Source organism: Pseudomonas sp. LARHCG127 (assembly GCF_052871455.1).
In genome coordinates this window covers 277,672-301,642 of sequence record NZ_JBIXJT010000006.1, presented here as the reverse complement: position 1 = coordinate 301,642, position 23,971 = coordinate 277,672, and the positions used below count along the sequence as shown (strand labels likewise).

Sequence of the window (23,971 nt, the reverse complement as noted above, 5' to 3'; positions counted from 1 at the left end):
CAAGGGTGTATACTTTGGCAAATTTTGTCAAAAAACAGGCAAAGTCATGAGTACCATGAACATCTCGCTGCCAGACGCTCTTAAATCTTTTATAGATGATCAGGTTAGTCAGAGAGGCTACAGCACCAGTAGCGAATATGTGCGGGAACTGATTCGCAAGGATCAGGATCGGCAGCACCTTCGTGGCCTGGTACTGGCCGGGGCTGAGTCGGATCCCACTGCTCCTGTGAATGGCGACTACTTCGAATCTCTACGGGCTAAGGTGCGCAAAGGGTGAGGATGAAGGCGAAACCCGTCATTCCGCGAGCTCTTGCCAGCCAGGATGTAGAGGACGCCATCAACTATTACCTAGGTGAGCAGGCCGAGCAGGCGGCACTCAATTTCATCGACGCCCTGGAAAATGCCTATACGCATATCAGCCGCCATCCGGCATCGGGTATGTCCAGGTACGCCCATGAGCTGGATATTTCCGGATTACTCTGCTGGCCGCTGAAGCGTTATCCCTATCTGGTGTTCTACGTAGAGCGCGATGAGCACATTGACGTATGGCGAGTTTTACACGCCATGCGGGATATCCCTGAATGGATGTCGTCATGAAGCAAGCGAAACGTTTGGCGGCAATGACGTAGCCCAATCTGCAAAGATTGGGCTTTTTCACGTCTGAAAAAAATGAACACCAAACCAAAGACCGCCGCCACGCTCAAAAAATGAACTTGAACAGCGCAATCACCACGATCAGGCCAATCAGGAAAATGATGCCTACGGTGCCGCCAAGGAATTTCAACATAAGAACGCTCTCATCGGATGGGCTTAATCGTCTAGACCGCCACCGATCACGCGCGTTTCGTCGAATATTCAGTCGTGATGATCAATGGACCGCAAAAGATCTCGGCACTGGCACATGCTCGAATTTCGAGATGGTCTTGATCCAGTAGCGACGATAGTCCGTCTGGTCCGGTGCCAGCGGTGTGTGGCTAGACCACGGGTGTTTCTCCTTCAGGCTGGCGCGGTACGCTTCCCATTCTTTCTGTTCGGCCACTTCCCGGGCTTTGCTCCGGTCGTCGAACCAGCCCAGCACGTAAGCTTCGCCCTGATCCGTGCCGTGCGCTATCAGCAAATAAATTTCTGTCATGACTGACCTACCGTTCCGTCCTGCGCCCCAGTGGTGGGGTCTTATCCGGGGTATCGGCCGTTATGGCGCGTGTTTGAGGTTGATCGCAGAAAAACGCTGGGCCCAACGATGGGCGTCACGAAACTGCTGAACAGCCGAACAATCGCTTTGACTGGCGAGCGCTTCGACGACGGTTTTGCGCAAATCGGTGCCTTCCTCCACGATCCAGACGCTCGGCTCCCGGTCGCGCAGGGCCATTTCACCGAAGCGAGTGGCAATGACAGGCAGGCCGAGGGCGCGGTACTCGTAGTATTTGATCGGGTCGACCGAGGCCGTCAGGCGGTTGCGCTTGAACGGGATCAGACCCACCGAAAACCTTGCCATGGCCGCGATTGCACTGGCATGGGAGCATTCCGGAAGCAGTTCGATGTTGGCCGGCAATGCGCAAGGCGGGGGGTTGAAGACAGGGCCAATCAGCCGGACGAGATTGCCAGGATTGGCCCGTGCCAGCGCGATGACCAGGTCCCAGTCGAACCAACGACCCAGCGTGCCGACATAACCCAGCACCTGCTGCTTGGCACCCAGGTCCAGGCGCTCGACCGGCATCAGTCCATGCAGGTCACAAGCGTTAAGGGCCAGAGCTACCTGATCGGTCATGCCCAGGAGTTTGTCGCGAAGCGGGTTGGACGACGCCAGTACCGTGCCCACCCCTCGAATGAGCTGCGCCTGGCGACGTTCCATGGACCTGCGTGACAGGCCCTCATAAAAGGCTGGGAAATCGTCCATGGCATCGTAGACGGCGGGGCTTTGCGGGATCAGCGCCAGCAACTGCAGGGCCAGTTCGGAAGGTTTCCCCACACAGATCATGCAGGGCCCTTGGGCGGCAAATGCCACGGCCTCGTTGAACAGGTCACGCCACAGTCGCTTGAGCAGCATGGCTGAGCCTGGCAGGGGCTCGATGGGTAAGCTACGGGGTTTGCGGACCTGCAACCAGGGTGGAGCGCTGGCGCTTTGCTGATCGGTCACGGGCGGCTTGCCCCTGAAATCGTTAAGCGTGGGTAAGCGTGTCGGGTACGGATCGATCCAGAGCACCGGCGCCCCGGTCTGGTGGTGATACCAATCGACGAAGTGATGGGGGCGCTGGCTGAAGCTGGCCCATGGCAGCGGCGACAGGTAAATCATGCGCATGGCTGGAAGTACTGCCTTAACACATCGACGATACGTGCTGCGGCCTTGCCGTCGCCATAGGGGGAAACCCCACGTGCCATGCCCTGGTAAGCCTCGGGATCGTCGAGCAGGCGCTGTGCCTGTTCGACGATGAGGTCCCGGTTGGCGCCCACCAGCTTGACCACGCCGAGGTCGACCGCCTCCGGGCGTTCGGTTTCCTCCCGCAGCACCAGCACGGGTTTGCCCAGGGCCGGGGCTTCTTCCTGCACCCCCCCGGAGTCACTGATGATCAGGTACGAGCGCTTCATTGCCGCGATAAACGGCGCGTAATCCAGTGGTGCGCAGAGCAAGATATTCGGGGTCTGGCCGAGCAGTTGGTGTGCGACCTCCTTGACGTTCGGGTTGGGATGGACGGGATAGAGGATCTGGATGCCCGGGTTCCGTTCGGCCAGGTGCTTGAGGGCCTGGCAGATATTCTGGAACGGTTCGCCGAAATTCTCCCGCCGATGGGAGGTGACCAGCACCAGGCGTTTGCTCGCGTCCAATGGGACAGTCAAGGCGCAGTCCTGTGCCGCGGTCATCAGCAGGGCATCGATCACGGTATTGCCGGTCAGGGTGATATCGCTGGCGCTGACGCCTTCGCGCAGCAGGTTGTCCACGGCGCCCTGGGTGGGCGCGAAATGCCAGCGAGTGAGCTTGCCGGCGATGACCCGGTTGGCTTCCTCGGGGAACGGATTGCAGAGGTCCCCGGTACGCAGGCCCGCTTCGACATGGCCGAAGGGAATCTGCCGGTAGAAACACGCCAGGGCGGCACTCATGACCGTGGTCGTGTCGCCTTGAGCCAGGACGACATCGGGTTGCTCGGCTTGCAAGACGTTGTCGAGTTCGAGCAGCAGGCGAGAGGTCAGGGCCGCCAATGACTGGTTGGGACGCATGATGTCCAGGTCCAGGTCGGCCGTGATTGCGAAGCCGGCCAGGATCTGGTCCAGCAGGCCTCGGTGCTGGGCGGTGGCAAGCACCCGGCAAGCGATATTCCTTTCGGCCTGGAGCGCCTTGATCACGGGCGCCATCTTGATGGCTTCCGGACGCGTACCAACGATGCAAAGTACCTTGTGGGTCATGCCTTTTGATGTCCTATCGTGGTGGCAAGTGAGCGGGCTATCCGGTCCGCATTGGCCATGAGGGTCAACGTGTGGGACTTTTCGGTGAGCCTGGGCAAGCAGGCACCGTCGACAACATGCACACCGGGCAAGCCGGCGACTTCGCCAAGGCGATCGGTCTGCCCGATCCGGGGCGTCGCGTGCATGGGCAGCGTGCCCGCATAGTGGATATCTGCCCCCGGCCTGCCGACGGTGAAGCTCATGGGTATCAACAGCGCGCCCATTTTCCAATAGATCCGGCGAAGCTTTGTCTCGGCAGTCTTCATGAGTCCGGGGAGTTCGGGATGCACGTGGCCGTTGATGCTCAACGAGCCATCGGGGCGCAAGGCCGCCGTGTTGTGGGACAGGTGCCCGGGCAGGAAGAGGTTCCCGACGACGCAGGCACTGAGCAGGTTTTTCAGCAACTCGATGCTGTAGCGTTTGCTCAGGGGGATCCGGTTGACAAACTCGGTCATGGGCAAGCCTGTGGTGTTGAATGTCGAGCCGAAAGCCGTCGCACCGGCCGTCAGCGCCAGGGTGAAGGATAGCTGGCCCAAGCCAAATGCCGGTGCCCTCGGGGTGCCGAGCATTTTTGGCAGCCACAACAGGAAGGCCGCTGTCGGCGATGACAGCAGCGGTATCGGGGCCGAATGATTCAGGCCCTTGAGGGCGAGTCGGGTCGAGGCCAGGGTGCCCGCCGCCAGCAGCAGGCGTGTACCGCAGAAGCGCCGGGAAGAACGATGATGGGTGACCGCCCATGAACCGTCCTGTTTCTGCAGATCCTCCACGAGGAAATCCTGGACGTGCTGGAATCCCGGGTACTGCTTGAGCTTTTGCAGCTCTTGCGACGCGCTATACAAGGCCTGGTTCTGACAGCCCCACAAGCAGTTTCCCGACAGGTCGCAGGCCTTGCGCGCGTCCAGGGGCTGGCTCAAGACGGCGACCCTGGAGCGGCCCAGGCGAAACCCCTGCTCGGGATACGCCGAGCGACGCCGGGCGTACTGATCGAGCAGACGTTGGTGCAGGGCATCCAGCGCCAGCGGCGGTTGCGACCATTCATCGAGGCCGAAATAGCTTGAAAGATCATCGTCGATCCGGCCACTGATGCCGATCCGGCGGGCGACGGTTTCATAGGACGCTTGCATCTCGGCATGATCGATGGGCAGCCCGGCTAAGTCGCTGGCACCCAGCGTTGCCACGCCGCAGCCCCAGGCATTGGACAAGCCTCCGGTGGCCAGGGAGCCGACGCCGATAAAGTTGTCGGTCTCGATGCGATTGCCGGCGCTGAATCCTTCGAAGACATGGGCGTGGGTCGGTGTCTTCAGCTTGGGCGATACCGCGTCCAGTTGGTTCAAGGCGTGGAAGTTATCGCCAATCATCCATTTCCACTGATGCGCATCGTTGGCCCTGGCGCTGAGGAACGGGCGGGTTGGCAGCACCGATGAGCCGATGTTGGCCTGGGCATCGATCATGAGGACTTTCAGGCCCGCCTTGACCAACGGATAGGCCGCCGACGTCCCGGCCGGGCCACTGCCGACGATGATCACATCGAAGTCAGGCTTCACGGTGGGTTTCACTTTCACGTAACAGCTGGCGAGCAAAGGGCCGGCCTGACAACGCCGCTAGCTTCCACGTCAACGCCTTGGTCGCGGTGAGCCCCAGCGCAACCAGCGTGGCGACAGGGCTGCGCGATTGTTGGATACCGAGAAACACCTGGGCGCCCTGGGGGCTGGCTTCGGCGATAGCGAGTGCAACCTGCAGGCGCCAGGCCAGCGCCTGGCCGTCGGGCTTGCCCAGGACGCCGGGGGTGTCCAGCAGCGTCAGGAGTATCGGCCAGCTCATCAGCAAGCGTGAGCTAATGACGGGGCGGGTTTTCCCCCCACGCTCCAGTGCCCTGACATAGCGACTGACCAGGCTTCTTTGCGGCGGGCGCTTGAGCAGATAGTTCAAGAGAACCGTGGCTTCCTGGAGAAGCCCGCGACGTTGCCCCCGGCCGGAGCGATGCATGCCGTGGGCGAGCGGGCGCAGTTGAACGCCGAGTTTTTGCAGGGAACGCTCACTGTCCATGGGCGGCAGGTGGATGAGGGAAAAAATCCGCTCCAGGCCCAGCTTCGCGCCCATGGAGTGCCCCAGCAACCGACGCAACAGCCTGAGCAGTACCACCGGCAGGGGAATTGGCAGGCGAACGGCACGGACCCGGTGCGCTGCAATCGCCGCCAGGAAGCGGTCGAAGGCAATCGGCTGCACGGCGCCCAGGTTGAGGATTTCGGCACGAATGTCGTCCCGCTCGACGACGGCCAATATCGAGGCCGCGAGGTCATCGACATGGATGGGTTGTATGCAAGGCGCTGGCCAGAGAATCGGAATGAACGGATTTCGGCGAACCAGCCCCGACAATAGGCCAAAGAGGCCGCGTTCGGGACCACCGTAGACTTGCCCGGGGCGGATCACGGTGCCCCCGGCGGCCAGCACATGCTGTTCGATGCGCCACTTGGTCCGGCCATAAACGCTCGGGGCCGTGGGCTCGGCGGTTTGGCTGGAGATGAAGATGAACCTGGCCGAGCCTTGTTGGGCGCATCGGATCAGCGCCAGGGCCGCGTTGACTTCATCGTCCGCGTCGTTGTCGGCACCGGTCGAGGTGTCGGCCGCCAAATGGATCAGCGCCTGAGTGCCGGCCGGGCATTCGGGCGCCGGGCCCCGCAGGTCATAAGGAAGCCAGGCATAGGGGGCAGGGCCCGGCTGGCGGGTGGCGCAAATGACCTCGTATCCCCTTGCCGTCGCGAGGGCGGACAAACGTTGCCCGATGTAGCCTGTCGCGCCGGTTATCAATAGCTTCATGGTCATGCGCCTTCGGCTCGGTCAGTGGGGACCGGCGGGGGCGTAGTGGAATGAAACACGAACAGTTTGCTGATCCAGTAGGTCAGGGCCACGCAGATCACGTCGCAGGCAAATTTCACCGGGGCAGGGCTGTCGACGACATACAGCCCCACGCTGAACAGCGCCGAAGCGACCGGGATATTGATGGCGAGCAACGAGAAATAACGCAGCGCTTGCGCCTTGCTGCTGCCATGGGTCGACTGGAACGTGAAGTGTCGATGCAAAAAGAACGCGAACACCCCGGCCACGCCTTTGCCGGCAATGTTGGCCAGGATGGGGTGACCCCCGAATAGCGCGATCAACAGCAAAAAGGCACCCATGTCCAATGCATAGGCCATGACCTGGATGGCGCCATAGCGGATAAAGGTCAAGACGTCCTCCGGATCACCACGATGTGATGCAGTGCCAACAGTCGCCTCATCGGATGCAGCAGTTTTTCCACGACCTTGAGCACGGGGATCAGCGCGTCAGGCAACAACTGGCGAAAGTTCAGGCCGCCGGAAACCAGGTAGCGCAGATAGTTGCCGCAGATTTCCTGGTGGACGATTTCCAGGCCTGGGTGCTTGCGCTCGAACGCCTGTCTGTCGCGCACGAAGACGATGTAGCTGAGGGCCTGGTTGGCGCCGTTCATGGGGCCGGTCGAGGGTGTCTCCCAAGACGGGAAGTGCATGTCGAAGCCTTCGGACTTGAACAGGCGTTTATAGAGAAAAGCGGCAAAGGGTCCGTGAAAGGGCTCGATCAAAATGGCGCCGCCGCCGACCTTGAGCGTTCTTTCCAGCTCCGTGAAAAATTGCTCGGGGTGAGGAAAGTGATGAAAACAGTTCTGGCCATAAAAGGCCCTGACCGAATGATCGTCCAGGCTCATTGCTTCGGCATTGAGCGCCATGTCCAGTTGCTCGGTGGCGACAATGTCCGTGGCCAATACTTCTGGGTACGAATCGCGCATGGGCGCGATGCCCGCCCCCAACTCCACCTCAAGGCCTTCGACCTTGAAGTAGCGGTCTGCCAGGCGATGAAACCCGTGGTGAAACTCCACGAAGACTTCACGCAGCATTCGCTTGCGTTCAAGCACTTTGCCGTGAAGTGCGAGGCGTTCAAGGCCATCGACATCCAATGCCTTGAGCGACGGGTCCGATAAAAAATCCCTTAGCGCTTTGATGAGTTTTCTTCCCGCAATGACGTTGCTTTACCGCGCCTGGATTGCCGTGGCCTGCTGGGTACCGAGGCGATGTCGTAACCGAGGAACGCCATGATCAACTGCAACCCCATGAGCATGGGCAGGGCGCTGAGCATCACGGTACCGGCGGGCGTCGCGACGCTATTCTGCGCCGACTCATACCAGTGATAGCTGCCGAAGAAGACGCCGAACAACAACATCAGAATGCCGATCGGCAGCTCGATCGACGCCAGGGACATGTCGCGTAAATAGTAGTTGTAGAGCACGCGCTTGGTGAAATTGCGCAGGTGCTTGAAAAGGAATTCGCCCACGATCTTCGAAATCTTGAGGTGGCTGACTTCGTCGCCGTAGCGGGCCTCCATGGGAATGTCCACCACGACGGCGCGCACCGTGTTCAGGCGGAACAGAATGTCGGTCTCGAAAAAATAGCGCTGGCTGACCTTGTCCAGGGGTAGCAGCCGGGCGACGTCACGGTGGATCGCCGTGTAGCCATTGGTAGGGTCGAACAGATCCCAGTAACCCGTCGACAGTTTGGCCATCAGCGATAACACGGCGTTGCCGAACAGGCGCAGCCGCGGCATCGATTGCACTTCTTCCAGATTGAAAAATCGATTGCCCTTGGTGTAGTCGGCTTCACCCGCCAGGATCGGCTCGATGAACAGCGGGATCAGCGTCGGATCCATCTGACCATCCCCGTCGACTTTGACGATGATACTGGCACCGTCGGCGAGGGCTGCCCGATAGCCGGTCATGACCGCACCACCGACGCCTTTGTTGACGTCATGGGGCAGCACTTTGACCCGGGAGTCGTTACAGGAGGCCTGGACATGCCCGCCTGATCCGTCCGGGCAGGCATCGTCGATGACATAGATGCGCCAGACCTCCGGCCCTATGGCGTCGATGACGCCGACAATGTGCGCGGTGACCCGATAGCTGGGGATGACGACGGCGACTCGCTGTTCATCCGTGAAAAGCTCGGTTTTTGAGTTCATCGATATCGCCCACTATTGCCTGAATGAAAGTGACCTGAATGCCACGGGAGTGTCGGTATGCCCGGACGCATAGATGATCGCGGACGTGGCATTTGCAGGGGCAACGACGCTCATTTCATGGGTCTCCCATTGCGTGGTGCAGTCAAATGTCTCGATGCTGGCGGTGATGAAATCGCCTTGGTCGTCCATCCAATTGGCCTGGATTCTGCCGGTGGTGGCCGTTGTTGCGCAGCGTGCGGACACGCTGTTGATGTACGTCAGTCCCGGTGTCACTTCGACCCGCTGCGTGGCCGGTGTGTTGACGTTGACGGTCAGGATCTTGCGCGCCGCGTCATACGCCGAGGGTGACGTCAGGCTCCAGCCTTCGAGGCTGGACAGCTCCGGGTTGAGCAGGCGTTCATCGTGCGTGACGTTGAGTTTGCGCAGGTCCAGGTCACCCAATCTGGCATACGACGTGGACACAGCGAGCAGCCGATCGAGAGGCGCCTGGGGAAGGGATTTGAGGTCGATCACCAGCCAGCTCACCTGACGCTGGCGCAAGCGCTGGGTGAGCGCCGAGGGTGAGGCCGCCGCATCGAATTCGTTTTTCCACTTCAGGTTGTACCAGGATGCGTAAAGGGCATCGCCGTGCAAACCGGCCATCAGCGGCGACGCAAAGACCGCCACGGGCTGATCACCGCTATTCAAGGCGTTGGCAGTGTCGACCATTTTCCGGATAGGCAGGCGTTGCAATAGATAGGCCTCCCGACCTGCCTGGCTCAACAGTGCCGAGGGGCTGATGTCGCCGTAATAAGTCGCGGCCTGAATGAAACGGGTATTGGCCAGGACCAGCAGGGCACCGGCGACGATGGCGAGGCTGCGGGGGAAAACCCTGGCGTCGGAGAAGGGCAGGGCCAGGATCACCGAAAACAGCGCGAAGGACGGGAACACATAACGCAGGTAGGCCGTTGAGTGGAACGTCGTGAACATCGCGCCGGCGCCAACCAGGAGAATGCACAGGGCTTTTTTGTTGCCGCTCAACAGCACGGCGACGGCGGCCGTGGGCAGCAACAGCCACTGGAAGCCGGCCGCACCGACGCGCCCTTCGATGAACTGGGGCGACTTGAAGACCATTCGATAGAGGGTATCCCAGGTCATCCCGGTACCGAACGAGGCCGGCGGTTCGAAATTGATGTCGGGCCAGAGCGGCGAATGGAAGATGGCGTTGAAAAACGGGAACACCGGGTTGCCGGTCAAGAACCCGGCGCAGAGGTAGGGAGTGGCACCGGCCAGTATCAGGCCGGCACTGCCCAGCAGGAGCGTCTTGACGATGCCTGGCACAACCCAGGCCTTGAATTGCACCAGCAGGATCACCAGCAGGACCGGCAGGACGCTCAGCGTCACGGCCTTGGTCGCCAGGGCGAAGCCCAGCAGGACGCCGGCCAGGAGCAGTTGCGACAGGCGTTCCCTGGGATCCGGCGTGAAGCTTGCGACCTTCAGGATCGCCAGGGTGCCGGCCAGCATGAAGGCGGTCCACGCCGACTCGATATGCAGGCTGCTGCTTTCGGCGAAGGCGAGGGGTGTCGACAAAAAGATCAGGCTTGCCCAGCGGGCACTGGTGGCAGAGCCTCCGGCCCAGAGGGTCATGTTGCGGATCTGCCACGCCAGCAGCAAGGTGAAGGCGCTGTTGCTCAGGCGCGCGGCCGTTTCGCCAGCCAGCATATAGACAATGCTGTAGATCCAGTCGGCCAGCATGGGCATGACAGCCCACACATAGGTGCTGGCATCGAACGACCATTGATGTCGCTGGGCCAGGTGTGAGGGGACGAACAGGTGCATGGCCAACGCGTCATGCCCGACCTCCGGCATGAAGGCGACCAGCACGTAAAGGCAGGCAAAGCCTCCGATCAGGACGTCAAGCCCGGTCTGGAGGGGTGTTTGTGCTGAGCGGGTGGCCTGGATGTGCCGCGGCAGTTCACGCCATAACCCGGTGACGTGCTTGTGCCCCAGTAGCAGCGGCAGCGACAGCATCGCGCCATATAGCCAGGGGTAGTTGATCGGCCAATACGCGGCCAGGCCCGTTAGCGTACCGAACGTACCGGCACCTACCAGCAGATGGACACTCCAATCGGCAGAGGCTGCTTGCCCGAGCATCCACCTGCCGAGCACCGTGGCAGACAGGGCGAAGACTACGACCACTATCACCGGCCAAGCTTGCGCGCAGGCAACGGCCAGGCACGCCAGTAAACCCAGGCAAAGCATGAGCGGTGGCTTGCGAGTGAAGACGGTGAGGACGGCGAGAACTGCCACTGACAGCAATATCGTCCGGCTACTGCTGTTCATGGACGCCAGTTCAAGCGTCGAAAAACCGTATACACCGACCACCGCACTTACCAGCAGAACCAACAGCACTACTGCATATTTGAGGCTGAATCTGGGCAAAATATCGTCTCGGCTAAAGGGACAACACTGTCCATTAAGGCAAACCAAAGATTCGTGGCGAGGGAGCTTGCTCCCGCTGGGCTCTGTAGGAGCTGGCGAAGCCTGCGATCTTTTGATCTTTCACTTGGGATTCAAGTGTCCGGGGAAAGATCGCAGCCTCGCTTCGCTCGACAGCTCCTACAGGCCCAGCGGGAGCAAGCTCCCTCGCCACACATTCATCTGTTCCCTTGAGTAAATAGCGTTGCATGCGAAGGACGTTCAGGCGTCTCGGTACGTGTGCGGGACCCAGGATCCCCACTTGCTTTCGTAGATCGCCCGGTTCTTTTCGAAAAGTGCCTGTTTTTTCCTGGCGCCCAAGGTGTTGAACGAGGCGGACAGGTGGTGATGAACGAAAACATCTTCGGCACAGGCCGCGCGCATGCCACGACGCTGTATGCGGCGGCAATAGTCGTCATCCTCGAAAAACCCGAGGCCGTACTCTTCGCACAGGCCACCGATCTGCTCGTAGGTCGAGCGCGGGAACATCACGCAGAAAAACGCCAGGGTGTTGATCTCGAACCATTCGCCCATGCGGGCGCGGGTCATTTGCGCGGCTTCGGCGGGCATGTCTTCTATCCGTTCATAGCGGGTGCTGACTTTGGCCTCATTGCCGATGTTGTTGGTGATCGGGCCAATGATGCCGATCTCCTTGTGGTCTTGCAGGTGGCGGATCAAGCCTTTGATCCAGCCGGCGGTGACGACCGTGTCGTTGTTCAGGATAACCAGGTAGTCGCCGCTGGCCGCGGCGAGGCCCAGGTTGTTGCCGGCGGCGAATCCTTTGTTGTCCTGGTTGAGGATCACGATCCGGTCTGGATGGCCGTCGGCCCAGGCAGTGAGGAACGCCGGGGTCTGGTCGCTGGAGTGGTTATCGACGACGATGATTTCAAGGTTCGGGTACTGGCTCTGGGTCAACAGGCTGTCGAGGCAGGCCTTGGTCAGTTCGAGGTTGTTGTAGGTCAACACCACGACGCTGACTTTGGGCACGGGCAAGGTTGCAATGGCCTCGCGCAGGCTGGCGGCCCGATGCTGCCAGGTCTGGCCCCGGGCGAACGATTGACGGGCCGCCAGCGTGGCGCTGTCCTCCGGCAGTGCGCCCAGGACGCTGCGCAGGGTCGAGATGAACTCAGTCGGCTCTTCAACCGCCCAGACCAGTTTGCCAAACTGGCTCAACTCCGGCAGTTTCACCGACACCACCGGTTTCCCCGCGCTCAGGTATTCATAGACCTTGACCGGGTTGGTGGCGAGGGTCAACGGCATGACCTTGAACGGAAGCAGGCAAACGTCCATGGCGTGAAGGTAGTAAGGCAGGGAGGCATACGGGACTTCACCCTCCAGGACCACATTCGGGAAGGCCTTGAAGTGTCTTTTTGCCTGGACGATATCACTGCCGATCAACAGGATCAGGTGCTGCGGGAAGGACTGGGCGACCCGCTTGACCAAGTCCAGGTCGAACCATTCGGCAATGACGCCGTAGTAACCGATGATCTTTCTGTTGCCGGGGGCCCGGTAGACCTTGTCGGGACGTCGGCTGAAGAAACTGAACTCGCAGGCGTTGCGGATCACCTCAACGTTGCGGTTTTCCCGCTTGCCGTGTTGTTCGATCCAGTCGGATGTCGCCACCAGCAGATCAGCCCGGCGCATCAGGGCGATTTCCAGGTCGAGCAGTTCCTGGGCCACGTTGCCGAAGCCTTCGTGGTGATCCATGCAGTCATAGACCAGCGTGGCGTTTGGCACTCGCCTGGCCAGCGGGAACCAGTAGGCGTGCTGGACAATGCAATCCGCCGCGTTGACGTTCGCCGATTGCAGGAGCATGGCCAGGCCTTCGCACAACTGGCGGATCGCGGCCGCTGACGGCGGGGCATGATAAATGGCCGGTGCACCGAGCACCTTGAAACGGATCTGGAACAGCCGGTTGGAGCCTTCCAAGGGCTCTGCTTCGAAGCCGGGGGCCTCGTCGTCGATGAAATTGTTCGAGATATAAAAAGTCGTTTGTCCGGCCCGGGCCAGTTCCTTTGCCAGGTTTTGTGGGCGTTGGATGCGAAAGTGCCAATCGATCACGCCGAACATCAGGATCGTGGGCTGCCCGAGGCTGGACGGTACTGCAAGGTTTACCGGCGGTGGCAGAGATTGCAGCGCAGAACTGGCGTCTGCCGATGATTCGCCCGGTGTTGCCTTGCCGGGTTTCAACCAACTTCGAAGCCGACGCGCCAGCTTGCTTTTCTGCTGTGCGGTGAGTGGCAACCAGGCGTAGACCTGGCGCGATAATTTATACAACTGCTTGCGTATCGAATAACGCAGCGGTGCACGTTCGATGGCGTTGCCCCAGTCGGAAAGCTTGAACAGCTCGGCTTGCTTGGCCGCCAGTTGGGCACGCAGATCCACCGCCCAATCGGAAAGCACGACAGCCTCTTTTTCCTTGGCCTGGATTAATGCCTCGGCGTCCTTGAGGCGCTGTTCGGCCACCCGCAGTTGCTCGCGCAGTCGCCCGGTCTTGCCTTCTTGGAGCGACAGACGGGTGCGAAGCGCTTTCGAACCAAGGTTCAGTTGTTCGATAAGCCGATCTCGATTCTCGATTTCCTTGACCAACTGCAAGGTTTCAATGGTTCTGGATTGTGTTGAGCGAGTCAGTTGGTCAATGCAATCAACAAGACGGTTGATCTGGTCCATGCGGTTTTCTGGTCCTTTGGTCAATACGGCGACGCACACTCGGTCTTCAGGATTGATGTGTGCGTCAGTCACCAGCCAGGCTCCAGCCGTGGCATGAATCAGCATAGCGGGTGCTGAGCGGGGCGCCACGCAACAATGTCATATAACGTCGGCAAAGCCTTTGCGGGTCCGCTGGAACCAGGCAAACCCGGCGCAGGCAATCAGCACGGAAATGGCCGAATAAGCCGCCAGATAGGTCCATTGCGGCGGCCGGCCCCAGAACAGCACATCGCGAACCATTTCCACCGGCAGCGTTAGTGGGTTTGCCTGCAACGCGGCCTGATAGCTCTGCGGAAGCGTCGAGAGCGGATAGAAAATCGGCGAGAGAAACAGCATCGCCGTGATGATGATGCCGATGAACTGGCCGATATCACGCAGGTAGACGCTGATCGAGGCGAGAAACCAGGAGAGACCCAGCGTCATCAGCACCAAGGGAAAAAGCACCAATGGCAATAGAAGGGCCGTTATCGGTGGCGTTCCGAACAGGACGACATAAAAGATCAGCCAGGCCAGGACGCTGACCGCCATGTGGAACAGCGCTGCGCCGAGCGACACCAGGGGCAGGGTTTCCAGTGGGAACACGATCTTCTTGACGTAGTTGGTATTGGCCAGCACCAGGCCCGGCGCACGGCTCACGCATTCGGAAAACAGGTTGAAGACCAACAGGCCCGCGAACAGTACCAGGGCGAATTCGCTCTTGGATTCACCGCCGCCCGACCAGCGGGCCTTGAAGACGACACTGAACACGAAGGTGTAGACCACCAGCATGAAAACCGGAGTGAAGAACGACCACAAGACGCCGAGCATCGAACCCTTGTAGCGCCCGATGACTTCTCTGCGGATCAATACGTAGATCAGGATTCGATTGACCAGGACACTCTTGATCATGGCGGTGGGGGACGTGCTGAACGACTGCATTGGTGCTTGATCCTTAAGGCAATATTCGGATGCTCCCTGTGTCGCGTCCTCATTGGAGGGTAGACCACGTGCAGGTTCATTCGAAGTTTTTTTCCCCATCTGTGCTTAACTCATCCGCAGTTCCCAGCGAAGGACTGATTGAGTAGCGCCGCAATAATGGCCGTGATTCATGGAAGGGTTTTGTCGATGTCGTTTGAAGTGGCCATTCGTGCCGAAAACCTGAGCAAGTGTTACCAGATTTATGATGCGCCCAAGGACCGTCTATTGCAGATGCTGGTGCGCGGCAGGAAGCGTTTCTATCGCGAGTTCTGGGCCTTGGACGATGTTTCGCTGACCATCGCAAGGGGGGAGACCGTCGGTATCATCGGCCGTAACGGCAGCGGCAAATCCACCTTGTTGCAACTGATCTGCGGGACGTTGATGCCGACCCGGGGCAGCGTCCAGGGCAATGGTCGGATTGCGGCGTTGCTCGAGCTGGGGTCCGGTTTCAACCCGGAGTTCACCGGTCGCGAAAACGTCTATGTGAATGCGGCGGTGCTGGGCTTGGATCGCTCGGAAATCGACGCTCGTTTCGATGACATCATCGCCTTCGCCAATATCGGCGACTTCATCGACCAGCCCACCAAGATCTATTCCAGCGGGATGCTGGTACGGTTGGCCTTCGCCGTTTCGGTCTGTGTCGAGCCGGAGATCCTGATCGTCGACGAGGCCCTATCCGTTGGCGATGCCTCTTTTCAATTCAAATGCCTGAACCGGCTGGAAGAACTGGCTGCCAAAGGCACGACGCTGCTGTTCGTCTCCCATGACATGAGCATGGTCAAGCGCTTCTGCCACCGGGTCATCTACCTGCGCGCAGGCCGGGTCGTGGCCAGCGGCTCGCCCGATGAAATGGCCGAGCTGCACTTGCTCGACATGCGGGACGAGCAACGTCGCTGGGCCAGTGGTGGCGTGATACCGGTGACGCGCAAGTCATTCATGGGCAGGCAGGAGGGTATGGCCTTCGGGACCGAAGAGGGGCACATCAGTGCTGCCTGCTTCACCAATACCCAGCAACTTTCGTCCAGCTACCTGTATGGCGACGATATCGAGATTCGCGTCGAGGCGTTGCTGCATGAATCGATCACGCAACCGAACATCAGCTTCACTATCCAGGAGGCCAGGCTGCTGGTGATCGGCGGGGGCAACTTCGCACTGCAACCCAGCCCGCCCGAAAACGGCTGGCGGCGTGCGGCGATCACGGTGCGCTTCCCGGCCAACCTCGCCGAGGGGCGCTATCATGTCACCCTCAAGCTGTTGCACGGCGCGACGGAAGACACCTCGCAACTGATCGAAAAGCAGGTCGCGCCCTTGGCGTTCGACATGCTGCCGAACCACAAGAGCTTCTTGGGCATGGTTGACCTGGGGTTGCAGCGGATCGACCCTCGACCGGTTGAACCACCTCCCAAGGTCTGCGCCGCTCAAGGAGAACAGGTTTTGACGGAGCACCCGGACACGCGCACGTGGCAGGTCGCCATATTCGGCACCTTTGACGTGGAAAACTACGGTGATCTGCTGTTTCCGATCATCGCCGAGGCGGAGCTGACCCGGCGCTTGGGTTCTGTCAACCTGCATCGGTTTTCCTACCACGGGAAAACCCGACCGCAATGGCCTTATGCGGTGACATCGCTGACGGAGTTGCCCCGTGTCGCGGCGAGCCTGGATGGGGTCTTGATTGGCGGTGGTTTCCTGATCCGCTTCGATAAAGTCGTTGCCCACGGCTATGGTCCGACAACCGCCGATATCCACCACCCCACCGGTTATTGGCTGACCCCTGCGCTCATCGCGCTGCAACACGCGGTCCCGGTCATGTGGAATGCCCCCGGGATGCATTGCAACGATATTCCCGACTGGGCCAGGCCGCTATTGAAAATGACCCTTGAGCAGAGCCAGTACGTGCGCGTGCGAGATGCACTGTCGCGCGATACCCTCGCCGCGCTGGCTCAACAGGCCGAGATCGAAGTGCTGCCCGATACCGCGTTTGGCTTGCCCCGCCTGATCGATGAGCAGCAACCCTCGGCCGAGTTCATTGGCCTGCGCGAACAGGCCGGGCTGACCGGGCCCTACATCGTGATCCACGCCATTCACGTGGTGGAATCCTTTATAAAACTGTTCGAAGACCACGCCGAGGCATTCCAGGGCTATCAGTTCCTGGTGGTGCCGATTGGCCCCGTCCTTGGGGACGATCCGTCGGTCATTGCCGGGCGCCTGCCGGGGGCCGTTACCTTGTCGTTCTGGCCAGAGCCATTGCTGATGGCGGAAATTCTCAGCCAGGCCCAAGCGGTCATCGGCCATAGCTACCACCTGGCGATCACCGCTTTGGCGTTTGGCGTCCCGGTGTTTTGCTCGGCGGACCTGACCACGGGCAAATACACGGCGCTGGCGGGGTTCGACTCGCTCCACGCCTTGCCGGACGTGGCGACGATCGATCCGCAATGGTTGCTCGCCCGCGTGGGCAAGACCTGTCCATCGCCCGCGGCGCGTGCGGCGGCGGATCAGTTGGTCGAGCATTGGGACCGGGTCGCGGCGATCATTCGCCAGGGTAAAACAGCGTCCCAGCCGGTGTTGGGAGCGTTTCTACAGCATCTGCCCAATCTGCTTGAAGCCGCAGCCGAGGGCCGTGACCCCGTGTCGACTGAACGGCCGGCAAGCCCTGTCGTGCCAGAGCCGGCCAGCATCGAACCGGCACAAAGCCTTGCGGCGCAGGAGCTCGTCCAGCAGCAACGGATTGTCCAGCTCAGCCAGCAACTGGCCCTCAGTGACGCCAGGATGCTTGAGTTGCAGAACTCCAATTCATTCCGAATGACCGCACCACTGCGTTCCATCGCCCGTGGTATCCGAAACCTGACAGCGAACAAGAACCGACAATGCTAGATCTCTCTCGTCTCACGCCAGCGGCGCTAAAGGCCCATCCGTTCTCATGGGCTGAAATCGGCAATCTGTATTCGACCGAGGATGCCGCCGCGTTGGCGGCAACCTTTCCTCACGATCACTTCAAGACGGTGAGTGGTTACGGTGGCGAGAAAAACTATGACTATGAGGCGCGGGCCCTGGTAAGCATGGGCACCCCTACCATCGCGTTTCCCGAAGAACTGAGCGAGGCGTGGTTGCGACTGGCACAGGACCTCGGCTCGGCCGCCTATCGAGAGGCCATGTCGGAGCTGAGCGGGATCGATCTGCGCAGTGTGCCGATGGAGGTCAACGTCTTTCATTACGGCCCCGGTGCGAGCCTGGGAGCCCATCCGGACCTGCCCGACAAACTGGTCACCCATATCCTGTATTTCAATGAGTCCTGGGACCGCAACGACGGCGGCTGCCTGACCATCCTGCACCGCAACGATCCCACCGCCGTGGCGGCCGAGATCGAGCCGTTGGTGGGCAATTCGGCGATCCTGGTGCGCTCGGACCATTCCTGGCATGCCGTCACTCCCGTGGTGAGTGGCTGCCAATCTTCCCGCCGCAGCCTGACGGCGACGTTCTACCGGCCGGGCTCCGTTAGTTCCCTGTGGCCGCCGGGTGACAGCACGCCGCTGCATGGGTACCCACGTGCTTAAACTCGACAGCGCCTTGATCGACCGCGATGCCGCCTTGGCTCAACGGGATGCGGCCATCAACGAGCGCGATATCGCCCTGGCGAAAGTCGACTTCCTGCAAAACACCCGTTCGTGGCGTTTCACCCGTCCCCTGCGTTCACTGTTCCGTGTGATGCGTTATGGTTTTGCCGCCACCCGGGAATTCCCCGAAACGGCCGCGGCAATCGTCTACCCGGCAGCACCGGAGCCGTTGCCAAACGTTGCGGTGGAACCTGATTTTGCGACGAAAGGACGCCTGGATATTCTCTGCTTCGCCAACATCGAGTGGGCCGCGCGCTTTCAGCGACCGCAGCAGTTGATGAGCCAGTTTGCGAACAATGGTTATCGGGTGTTTTACATCGTCCCCTCCGTTGTGCCGGAGCAGGGGCAGCTTTATCGATTGGCGTCGGTGGCGCCCAATGTCTTTGAAGTGGCCTTGCAGCGCGACGCGCAAGAGGCGTATTACGAAAAGACCGTGACGCCTCAGAATCATCAAGCCTTGCTGCGAGCCTTGGCTGCGTTGGTTGCCGACATGCAGATCAGGACCGCCCTCTCGGTGGTGCATATCGCCTACTGGAGCCCGGTGGCACTCAGCCTGCGCGCCATGCACGGCTGGCGCATTCACTATGACTGCATGGATGACTGGGATGGCTTTCCGAACATCGGCGAACAGTTGCTGAGCGAGGAAAAGACCCTGATTGCCCAGGCCGACCTGGTGACCGTTTCCGCCGCGTTGCTTTACGAAAAATGGTGTGCCTACAACCCACGCTGTGTGTTGGTCCGAAACGCGGTGGATTTCGCTTTTTTCCGGCAGCACTGTTTTACCAATGATGTGTTGAGCGGGCTTGTCGGGCCTGTCATTGGTTACTACGGTGCCCTGGCCCAGTGGCTTGATTATCCCTTGCTGGCGGCGCTGGCGGACCGGCGGCCAGCGTGGAACTTCGTCCTGGTGGGGGACATTTTCGTCGAGGATCTGACGGGTCTCGAGCACAAGCCCAATGTGCAGCTGTTGGGCCACAAGCCGTACTCGCAAATGCCGCTTTACCTGGATCATTTCGATGCCTGCCTGATTCCCTTCAGGCTCTACAACGTGACGCATGCGGTTGATCCGGTGAAGTTCTACGAGTACATCAGCGCAGGCAAGCCGGTGATCTCTACGCCACTGACGGAGATGAGCATCTATAAAGACCTGCTGTACTTCGCCACCGGGGTCGATGAGTTCCTCGAGCAGATCGAGCGTGCCTTGGCCGAACGCGACCTGGTCCTGTACAAACGGCGCGTGGAGCTGGCCCGGGCCAATGATTGGAAGGATCGCTTCAATAGCATGCACCTGGCTATCGTCGGCCTGTACGAAAAAGTCTCCATCGTGCTCGTGACGTACAACAACCTCAACCTGACCATTCAATGCGTCAACAGCATTCTGCGTAACACCACCTGGCCCCATTACGAGCTCATTGTTGTCGACAATGGCTCGGACGATGGGACAGGTGATTATCTTGAACGCCTGCGCCAAGCGGTGCCGAGCGCGAAGATCATCCTGAACCCGGACAACCGGGGCTTTGCCGCGGCGAACAACCAGGGTTTGCGCGAAGCCGATGGTGACGTGCTGCTGCTGCTCAACAACGACACGGTCGTGCCTGGCGGCTGGCTGGACCCGCTGGTCAGGCATGTGCGGGATCCGAGTATCGGCTTGGTCGGGCCGGTCACGAATGCGGTCGGCAACGAAGCGAAAATCGAGGTTTCCTATACCGACATTCAACAGATGCAAGACTTTGCAGACCGCTACACCGAAACCCGCAAGGGACGCTCATTCGATATCTCGATGCTGGCGATGTTTTGTGTTGCCTTTCGCCGCAGCGTCCTCGAAGAGGTGGGGTATCTGGATGAGGCATTCGGGATCGGGATGTTCGAGGACGACGACTACAGCCGTCGCGTGCAGGCGGCCGGATATCGGACGGTCTGCGCCGAAGATGCGTTTATCCATCACTACGGGCAGGCCTCGTTCAGGAAGCTGATCGCCAGTGGCGAGTACCAGGCCCTCTGGGACAAGAACCAGGCGTACTTCGAAAGCAAATGGGGCGCTTGGCAAGCCCATGTTCACCGCAGCGAGCTGGGGGAGAAGGGTTAAGCCGCCACAGGGCCATCACCTTCAACATCCTCGTCGACGGTCACGCCGCCATCGCGAGCAAGCTCGCTCCCACAGGGTTTACCGTTGATCAATCTGTGGCGTGATGGCTGGATAGTTTTTGTGGCGAGGGAGCTTGCTCCCGCTTGAGTGCGCAGCGCTCATCGTTTTTTTGGGGCCGCTACGCGCCCCAGCGGGAGCACGCTCCCTCGCCACAGGGTCGTGCAGTACCCAAAAAACCTTGTGGGTATTCAACATCACCGCAAACTGACCCTCCGCCATCGCGAGCAAGCTCGCTCCCACCGTTTTTTGAGGTGTTCCAGGTATTGCATGCACCACAGATACCCTTGTGGGAGCGAGCTTGCTCGCGATGGGCCCCGTCAACTCAACATCCCGGCAGCTGACCCACCGCCGTCAGCCGCCTCAGCGCCCAGGCAAGTCCTCATCCATCAGTTGAAACGCCCTGGGCGCAAAGCCAAGTCGATCACTGGCGTGGGAATGATCGAACACCAGATCCTCATTCATCCGCGCCACCAGCGCGCTGGAAAGATGTCGGTAGCGTGGCAGGCAGCGCATGATCGAAACGGCCCGGCTCAATACCGGGGCAGGGAGGGGCAGTGTTCGCTCCGGGCGTCCCATGGCCTGGAAAATACGCCTGACCATGGTGTGATAAGACAGGATCTCTCCCCCCGAGAGGTTGTAGGCGCCACTAGGCAGGTCAGGCGTGCTCACGGCGGAAAGGCACGCCCGGATGACGTCATCCCCATGCACCGGCTGGCGCAACCCGGTGCCGCCTCCGATCAGTGGGAAAAATCCGAAGCGTTGAATGAACCGCGCGATTTCCGAAATATTCTTGTCGCGGCCAAAACCATAGATCAGGGTCGGTCGCAGGATTACCCATTCGATTTGCCGTTCGACCGCCCACTGCTCAAGCTGTTCTTCTGCACGTATCAAGCGTTGCGCCACGTCCCTTTCCCGAGCGTCGGGCGATGCGTGCTTTCCGAAACGGCTGGTGGATGAGAGGGCGACAACACGTTTGACCTGGGTGCCGGCAAGGCGCTCCAGGTAGTCGGGTAGCACCCAGAGGGGCGCGAATGACAGGAAGGTGTCCAGCGCCAGTCCGTGCCAGTCGTCAGCCTTTCGCCAGGTGACCCCGGGGCAGGACACGCTGGGCAGGCTTCGGGCAAAGGCGCTCGTCGAGTGACCGGCATGGGCCAGCAATGGCAGGGCGCGCTCGCCCAGGAGGCTGGTGCCGCCCAATACGCCTAGCCGCAATTATCGAAGGTCCCATGCATGCTTAAGCCGGGTGGTGGCGTGGCGAAGGACCACCAGGCTGAATCGAAACCAGACCCCGATCACCACGCTGATCCACAGGACGGCAGGGTATTTACGACGGAAAAACTTGCGATAGAAACGCAGGAACCCCAAGTGTTTGTGCCATTCGACGAAATAAGGTCGATCACGACTGCAACCGCCGAACACATGCATCACCCGGGCATCCGGCACGAACAGTACGCGCCAGCCGGCCTGATGGAAGCGCATGCACCAGTCCAGGTCCTCGCAATGAAGGAAATAGTCTTCGTCCCACAGCCCGACGCTCTCGATCGCTTCACGCTTGACCAGCATGCAAGCTCCGGAGATGGCTTCAACGACAGTGGGGGCGCTGGGTAGCGGTTCCTTATGCAATAAAAAATCGGATAACAGCGATGGGAAAAGCGTCGAGAGTCGCGAAAGCCCGAAAGCTCGCATGAAGGCGCGTCTGGGCGTTGGAAACACCCGGCGTCCACCGGCTTGCTCGCTGCCGTCCGGATTGCACAGGAAACCTCCGACCATGCCGATTTCGGGCGAGCTGCGCAGTGCCTGCAGCATGCGGTCCATGGCATTGGCGGCCAGTTCGGTGTCCGGGTTCAAGAAAAAAACGTTGGGGGCCGCAGACAGGCGAGCACCTTGATTGCACGCCACGGCAAAGCCGAGGTTGGCGGTATTGCGGACGATCTGAAGCGAGTCGCCGGCAGGGTGGATTCGCTCCAACTGCACCAGGCTGTCATCGTGGGAGTTGTTATCCACCACGATCACGCGGGAGGCCCCGGCGGCAAACGCCGACCCTACACTCGCCAGCAAAAGCTCACCGGCGTTGTAGTTGACGATGATCACATCACAATCGCCACGTAGACATGATGGTGCCCATTCATCAACAGCGAGCAGTTCCACTGCTTCCAAACTTCGTTACTCCCTGTACAAACCTGGATACGTATGGGATCGCAACTACTCAGGTTTGTTTCAAAGATAGCAGGTTCGCGGCCATCGACCAGTTTCGGCCATCGCGCCATGCCGACGGCGCGCAACTAGTGGCCTGTACGGTTAATTCGAGTGCACGAATTAGCCACACAGGCCACTAGGGCTGGGCCGCTATGCAATGAATCTGTTCGGGGGGCTCAGAACCTTCAGGACGAGGTGCCGGCGTGCATGCCAACGGCACGCCAAGCGGCCTCGGCCAACTGCTGCCGGTAGCCTTCAGGGCTGCGTTTGACGCGGCCAGAGAGCCAGGCGCGACAGTAGCTTTCCGCCGAGCCGATGATCAGTGACGGGATCAGCTCGAAAGGCAGGTCCTGCAGATCCTGCCGGTGGGCCGGGTCACTGAACCATTTCTTCAGTTCGGCGTTCCTGGCCAGATTCGCCTCGGCGAGCCGCTCGTTGAAGCTGCTGCGCGCGACCGCAAAGCGCGCCTGGTACTGGAACCGTGCCCAATCGGGTTGGCTGACCACCCAATCCACGTAGCTGAACACCAGGGCATGCACCCACTCCCGGGTCGACGCGACAGCACCAAGGTAGCTGTCCCTGAGCCGTGCCTGATCGTCCAGGGCGGTCATGTACAACGCCGCGACCAAACCTTCCTTGTTCTCGAAATGGTGATAAATGGCCCCCACGCTCATCTCGCTTTCGCCACGGATGATATCGATGGTGGTCGCTTCTATGCCCTGTTGATTGAACAGTGCCAAGGCACATCGAAGGATATGCCGCTTGGACTCGGCACGACGCCCTGGGTAACAGCGCTCGAGGAGATCGACAGGTTCCATTTTTCGGCCCGGGCAAAAAGGGGCCATGTTAATTGAAACGAAGGCTTGGCACGAGCGATTGACAGCGTGGCAGATTACAGAATATTGTTCTGTAACAGAGCATAATTCTGTAATCGAGTAATGTTCTGTTCATGACTCCAGCCCACCTGACCAGAGATACCCCATGAGCCAGACTCTCAGCATGTACCAAAGCGTCGGTCCGTCCGCGTTCAGCAATATGGCCTGCCAGATGGCCCCGTACTTCGGCACCATCAACCCGGAAATTTCGGTGTTGGCCCCCGGTCGCGGCGAAGTGAAGGTGCCGTTTCGCAAGGAAATCACCAATCACCTGGCGTCCGTTCACGCCATCGCACTGTGTAACGCGGCAGAGCTGGCCGGCGGCATGATGACCGAGGTGTCCATCCCCAGCGGCGCTCGCTGGATTCCCAAAGGCATGACTGTCGAATACCTGGCCAAGGCCAAGACCTCCATCCACGCGATTGCCGACGGCAGCGACATCGACTGGCAGACTTCGGGCGACAAGATTGTCCCGGTCGAGATCTTCGACGAGGCGGGGGTAAAGGTCTTCACGGCGCGCATCACCATGAACGTGAAAATCGGCTAGATCGCCCGGC

General features: G+C 60.2%; 21 protein-coding genes and 1 pseudogene. 7 read left to right on the top strand and 15 right to left on the bottom strand.

Going from position 1 to position 23,971, the window contains the following annotated elements:
- Positions 1–46: 46 nt before the first annotated feature.
- Positions 47–277, top strand: coding sequence for a type II toxin-antitoxin system ParD family antitoxin (locus tag ACIPQ1_RS13100; RefSeq protein ID WP_250962202.1), 231 nt, complete (start codon positions 47–49; stop codon positions 275–277).
- Positions 278–279: 2 nt separating this feature from the next.
- Positions 280–597 (top strand): type II toxin-antitoxin system RelE/ParE family toxin, encoded by a 318-nt coding sequence (locus ACIPQ1_RS13095; RefSeq protein ID WP_411385044.1) that lies wholly within the window; start codon positions 280–282, stop codon positions 595–597.
- A gap of 103 nt (positions 598–700) precedes the next feature.
- Here the strand turns inward: ACIPQ1_RS13095 and ACIPQ1_RS13090 are convergent, their stop codons facing one another.
- The 12 genes from ACIPQ1_RS13090 to ACIPQ1_RS13035 form a co-directional block, all read right to left on the bottom strand.
- Positions 701–787 carry a hypothetical protein gene (locus ACIPQ1_RS13090; RefSeq protein WP_442087941.1) on the bottom strand — a complete coding sequence of 29 codons (87 nt, stop codon included), beginning with the start codon at positions 785–787 and terminating at the stop codon, positions 701–703.
- A gap of 81 nt (positions 788–868) precedes the next feature.
- Entirely contained in the window at positions 869–1,132 is a 264-nt protein-coding gene (locus tag ACIPQ1_RS13085) for a hypothetical protein (protein ID WP_411385043.1), read from the bottom strand.
- A gap of 60 nt (positions 1,133–1,192) precedes the next feature.
- Positions 1,193–2,299, bottom strand: a complete 1,107-nt coding sequence (locus tag ACIPQ1_RS13080) for a glycosyl transferase (protein ID WP_446534253.1) — start codon at positions 2,297–2,299, stop codon at positions 1,193–1,195.
- Positions 2,290–3,399 (bottom strand): non-hydrolyzing UDP-N-acetylglucosamine 2-epimerase, encoded by a 1,110-nt coding sequence (gene wecB / locus ACIPQ1_RS13075; protein WP_446534252.1) that lies wholly within the window; start codon positions 3,397–3,399, stop codon positions 2,290–2,292. Before wecB ends, ACIPQ1_RS13080 begins: the two co-directional genes overlap by 10 nt.
- Complete coding sequence (locus ACIPQ1_RS13070; protein ID WP_446534251.1) at positions 3,396–4,982, bottom strand: FAD-dependent oxidoreductase; 1,587 nt, start codon at positions 4,980–4,982, stop codon at positions 3,396–3,398. Before ACIPQ1_RS13070 ends, wecB begins: the two co-directional genes overlap by 4 nt.
- Positions 4,972–6,255 carry an NAD-dependent epimerase/dehydratase family protein gene (locus tag ACIPQ1_RS13065; protein WP_446534250.1) on the bottom strand — a complete coding sequence of 428 codons (1,284 nt, stop codon included), beginning with the start codon at positions 6,253–6,255 and terminating at the stop codon, positions 4,972–4,974. The genes ACIPQ1_RS13070 and ACIPQ1_RS13065 overlap by 11 nt, the downstream gene beginning before the upstream one ends.
- A 2-nt stretch (positions 6,256–6,257) precedes the next feature.
- Positions 6,258–6,665: a GtrA family protein gene (locus ACIPQ1_RS13060; protein ID WP_446534249.1), complete on the bottom strand. Its 408-nt coding sequence runs from the start codon at positions 6,663–6,665 to the stop codon at positions 6,258–6,260.
- A complete protein-coding gene (locus tag ACIPQ1_RS13055; RefSeq protein WP_446534248.1) occupies positions 6,662–7,348 on the bottom strand; it encodes a class I SAM-dependent methyltransferase in 687 nt (228 codons plus the stop codon). Before ACIPQ1_RS13055 ends, ACIPQ1_RS13060 begins: the two co-directional genes overlap by 4 nt.
- Positions 7,349–7,440: 92 nt before the next feature.
- Positions 7,441–8,463 carry a glycosyltransferase family 2 protein gene (locus tag ACIPQ1_RS13050; RefSeq protein ID WP_411385037.1) on the bottom strand — a complete coding sequence of 341 codons (1,023 nt, stop codon included), beginning with the start codon at positions 8,461–8,463 and terminating at the stop codon, positions 7,441–7,443.
- 12 nt (positions 8,464–8,475) lie between these two features.
- Positions 8,476–10,785, bottom strand: a complete 2,310-nt coding sequence (locus ACIPQ1_RS13045; protein WP_446534247.1) for a phospholipid carrier-dependent glycosyltransferase — start codon at positions 10,783–10,785, stop codon at positions 8,476–8,478.
- Positions 10,786–11,142: 357 nt separating this feature from the next.
- Complete coding sequence (locus ACIPQ1_RS13040; RefSeq protein ID WP_446534246.1) at positions 11,143–13,662, bottom strand: glycosyltransferase; 2,520 nt, start codon at positions 13,660–13,662, stop codon at positions 11,143–11,145.
- 66 nt (positions 13,663–13,728) lie between these two features.
- On the bottom strand, positions 13,729–14,547 hold the full coding sequence (locus ACIPQ1_RS13035; RefSeq protein ID WP_446534245.1) for an ABC transporter permease: 819 nt from the start codon (positions 14,545–14,547) through the stop codon (positions 13,729–13,731).
- Between the two features lie 186 nt (positions 14,548–14,733).
- Between ACIPQ1_RS13035 and ACIPQ1_RS13030 the strand changes: the two are divergent.
- The 4 genes and pseudogenes from ACIPQ1_RS13030 to ACIPQ1_RS13015 all read left to right on the top strand — a co-directional run.
- Positions 14,734–15,957, top strand: a pseudogene (locus ACIPQ1_RS13030) (ABC transporter ATP-binding protein); the annotation flags it as partial.
- On the top strand, positions 15,937–17,457 hold the full coding sequence (locus ACIPQ1_RS13025) for a polysaccharide pyruvyl transferase family protein (RefSeq protein WP_446534274.1): 1,521 nt from the start codon (positions 15,937–15,939) through the stop codon (positions 17,455–17,457). The pseudogene ACIPQ1_RS13030 and the gene ACIPQ1_RS13025, both read left to right, overlap by 21 nt.
- Positions 17,451–18,137 carry a 2OG-Fe(II) oxygenase gene (locus ACIPQ1_RS13020; RefSeq protein ID WP_250962189.1) on the top strand — a complete coding sequence of 229 codons (687 nt, stop codon included), beginning with the start codon at positions 17,451–17,453 and terminating at the stop codon, positions 18,135–18,137. The genes ACIPQ1_RS13025 and ACIPQ1_RS13020 overlap by 7 nt, the downstream gene beginning before the upstream one ends.
- Positions 18,130–20,283 carry a glycosyltransferase gene (locus tag ACIPQ1_RS13015; RefSeq protein ID WP_446534244.1) on the top strand — a complete coding sequence of 718 codons (2,154 nt, stop codon included), beginning with the start codon at positions 18,130–18,132 and terminating at the stop codon, positions 20,281–20,283. Before ACIPQ1_RS13020 ends, ACIPQ1_RS13015 begins: the two co-directional genes overlap by 8 nt.
- 420 nt (positions 20,284–20,703) lie before the next feature.
- On the opposite strand, the gene ACIPQ1_RS13010 is transcribed toward ACIPQ1_RS13015, so the two are convergent.
- From ACIPQ1_RS13010 to ACIPQ1_RS13000, 3 genes are all read right to left on the bottom strand, one after another.
- The gene (locus tag ACIPQ1_RS13010) at positions 20,704–21,555 is read right to left on the bottom strand and encodes an NAD-dependent epimerase/dehydratase family protein (RefSeq protein WP_446534243.1); all 852 of its coding nucleotides are present in this window, start codon (positions 21,553–21,555) and stop codon (positions 20,704–20,706) included.
- Complete coding sequence (locus ACIPQ1_RS13005) at positions 21,556–22,434, bottom strand: glycosyltransferase family 2 protein (protein WP_250962186.1); 879 nt, start codon at positions 22,432–22,434, stop codon at positions 21,556–21,558.
- Positions 22,435–22,724: 290 nt separating this feature from the next.
- Positions 22,725–23,357: a TetR/AcrR family transcriptional regulator gene (locus ACIPQ1_RS13000; protein WP_250962185.1), complete on the bottom strand. Its 633-nt coding sequence runs from the start codon at positions 23,355–23,357 to the stop codon at positions 22,725–22,727.
- A gap of 163 nt (positions 23,358–23,520) precedes the next feature.
- Between ACIPQ1_RS13000 and ACIPQ1_RS12995 the strand changes: the two genes are divergently transcribed.
- Positions 23,521–23,961, top strand: coding sequence for a hotdog fold domain-containing protein (locus ACIPQ1_RS12995; RefSeq protein ID WP_053121459.1), 441 nt, complete (start codon positions 23,521–23,523; stop codon positions 23,959–23,961).
- Positions 23,962–23,971: the final 10 nt, after the last annotated feature.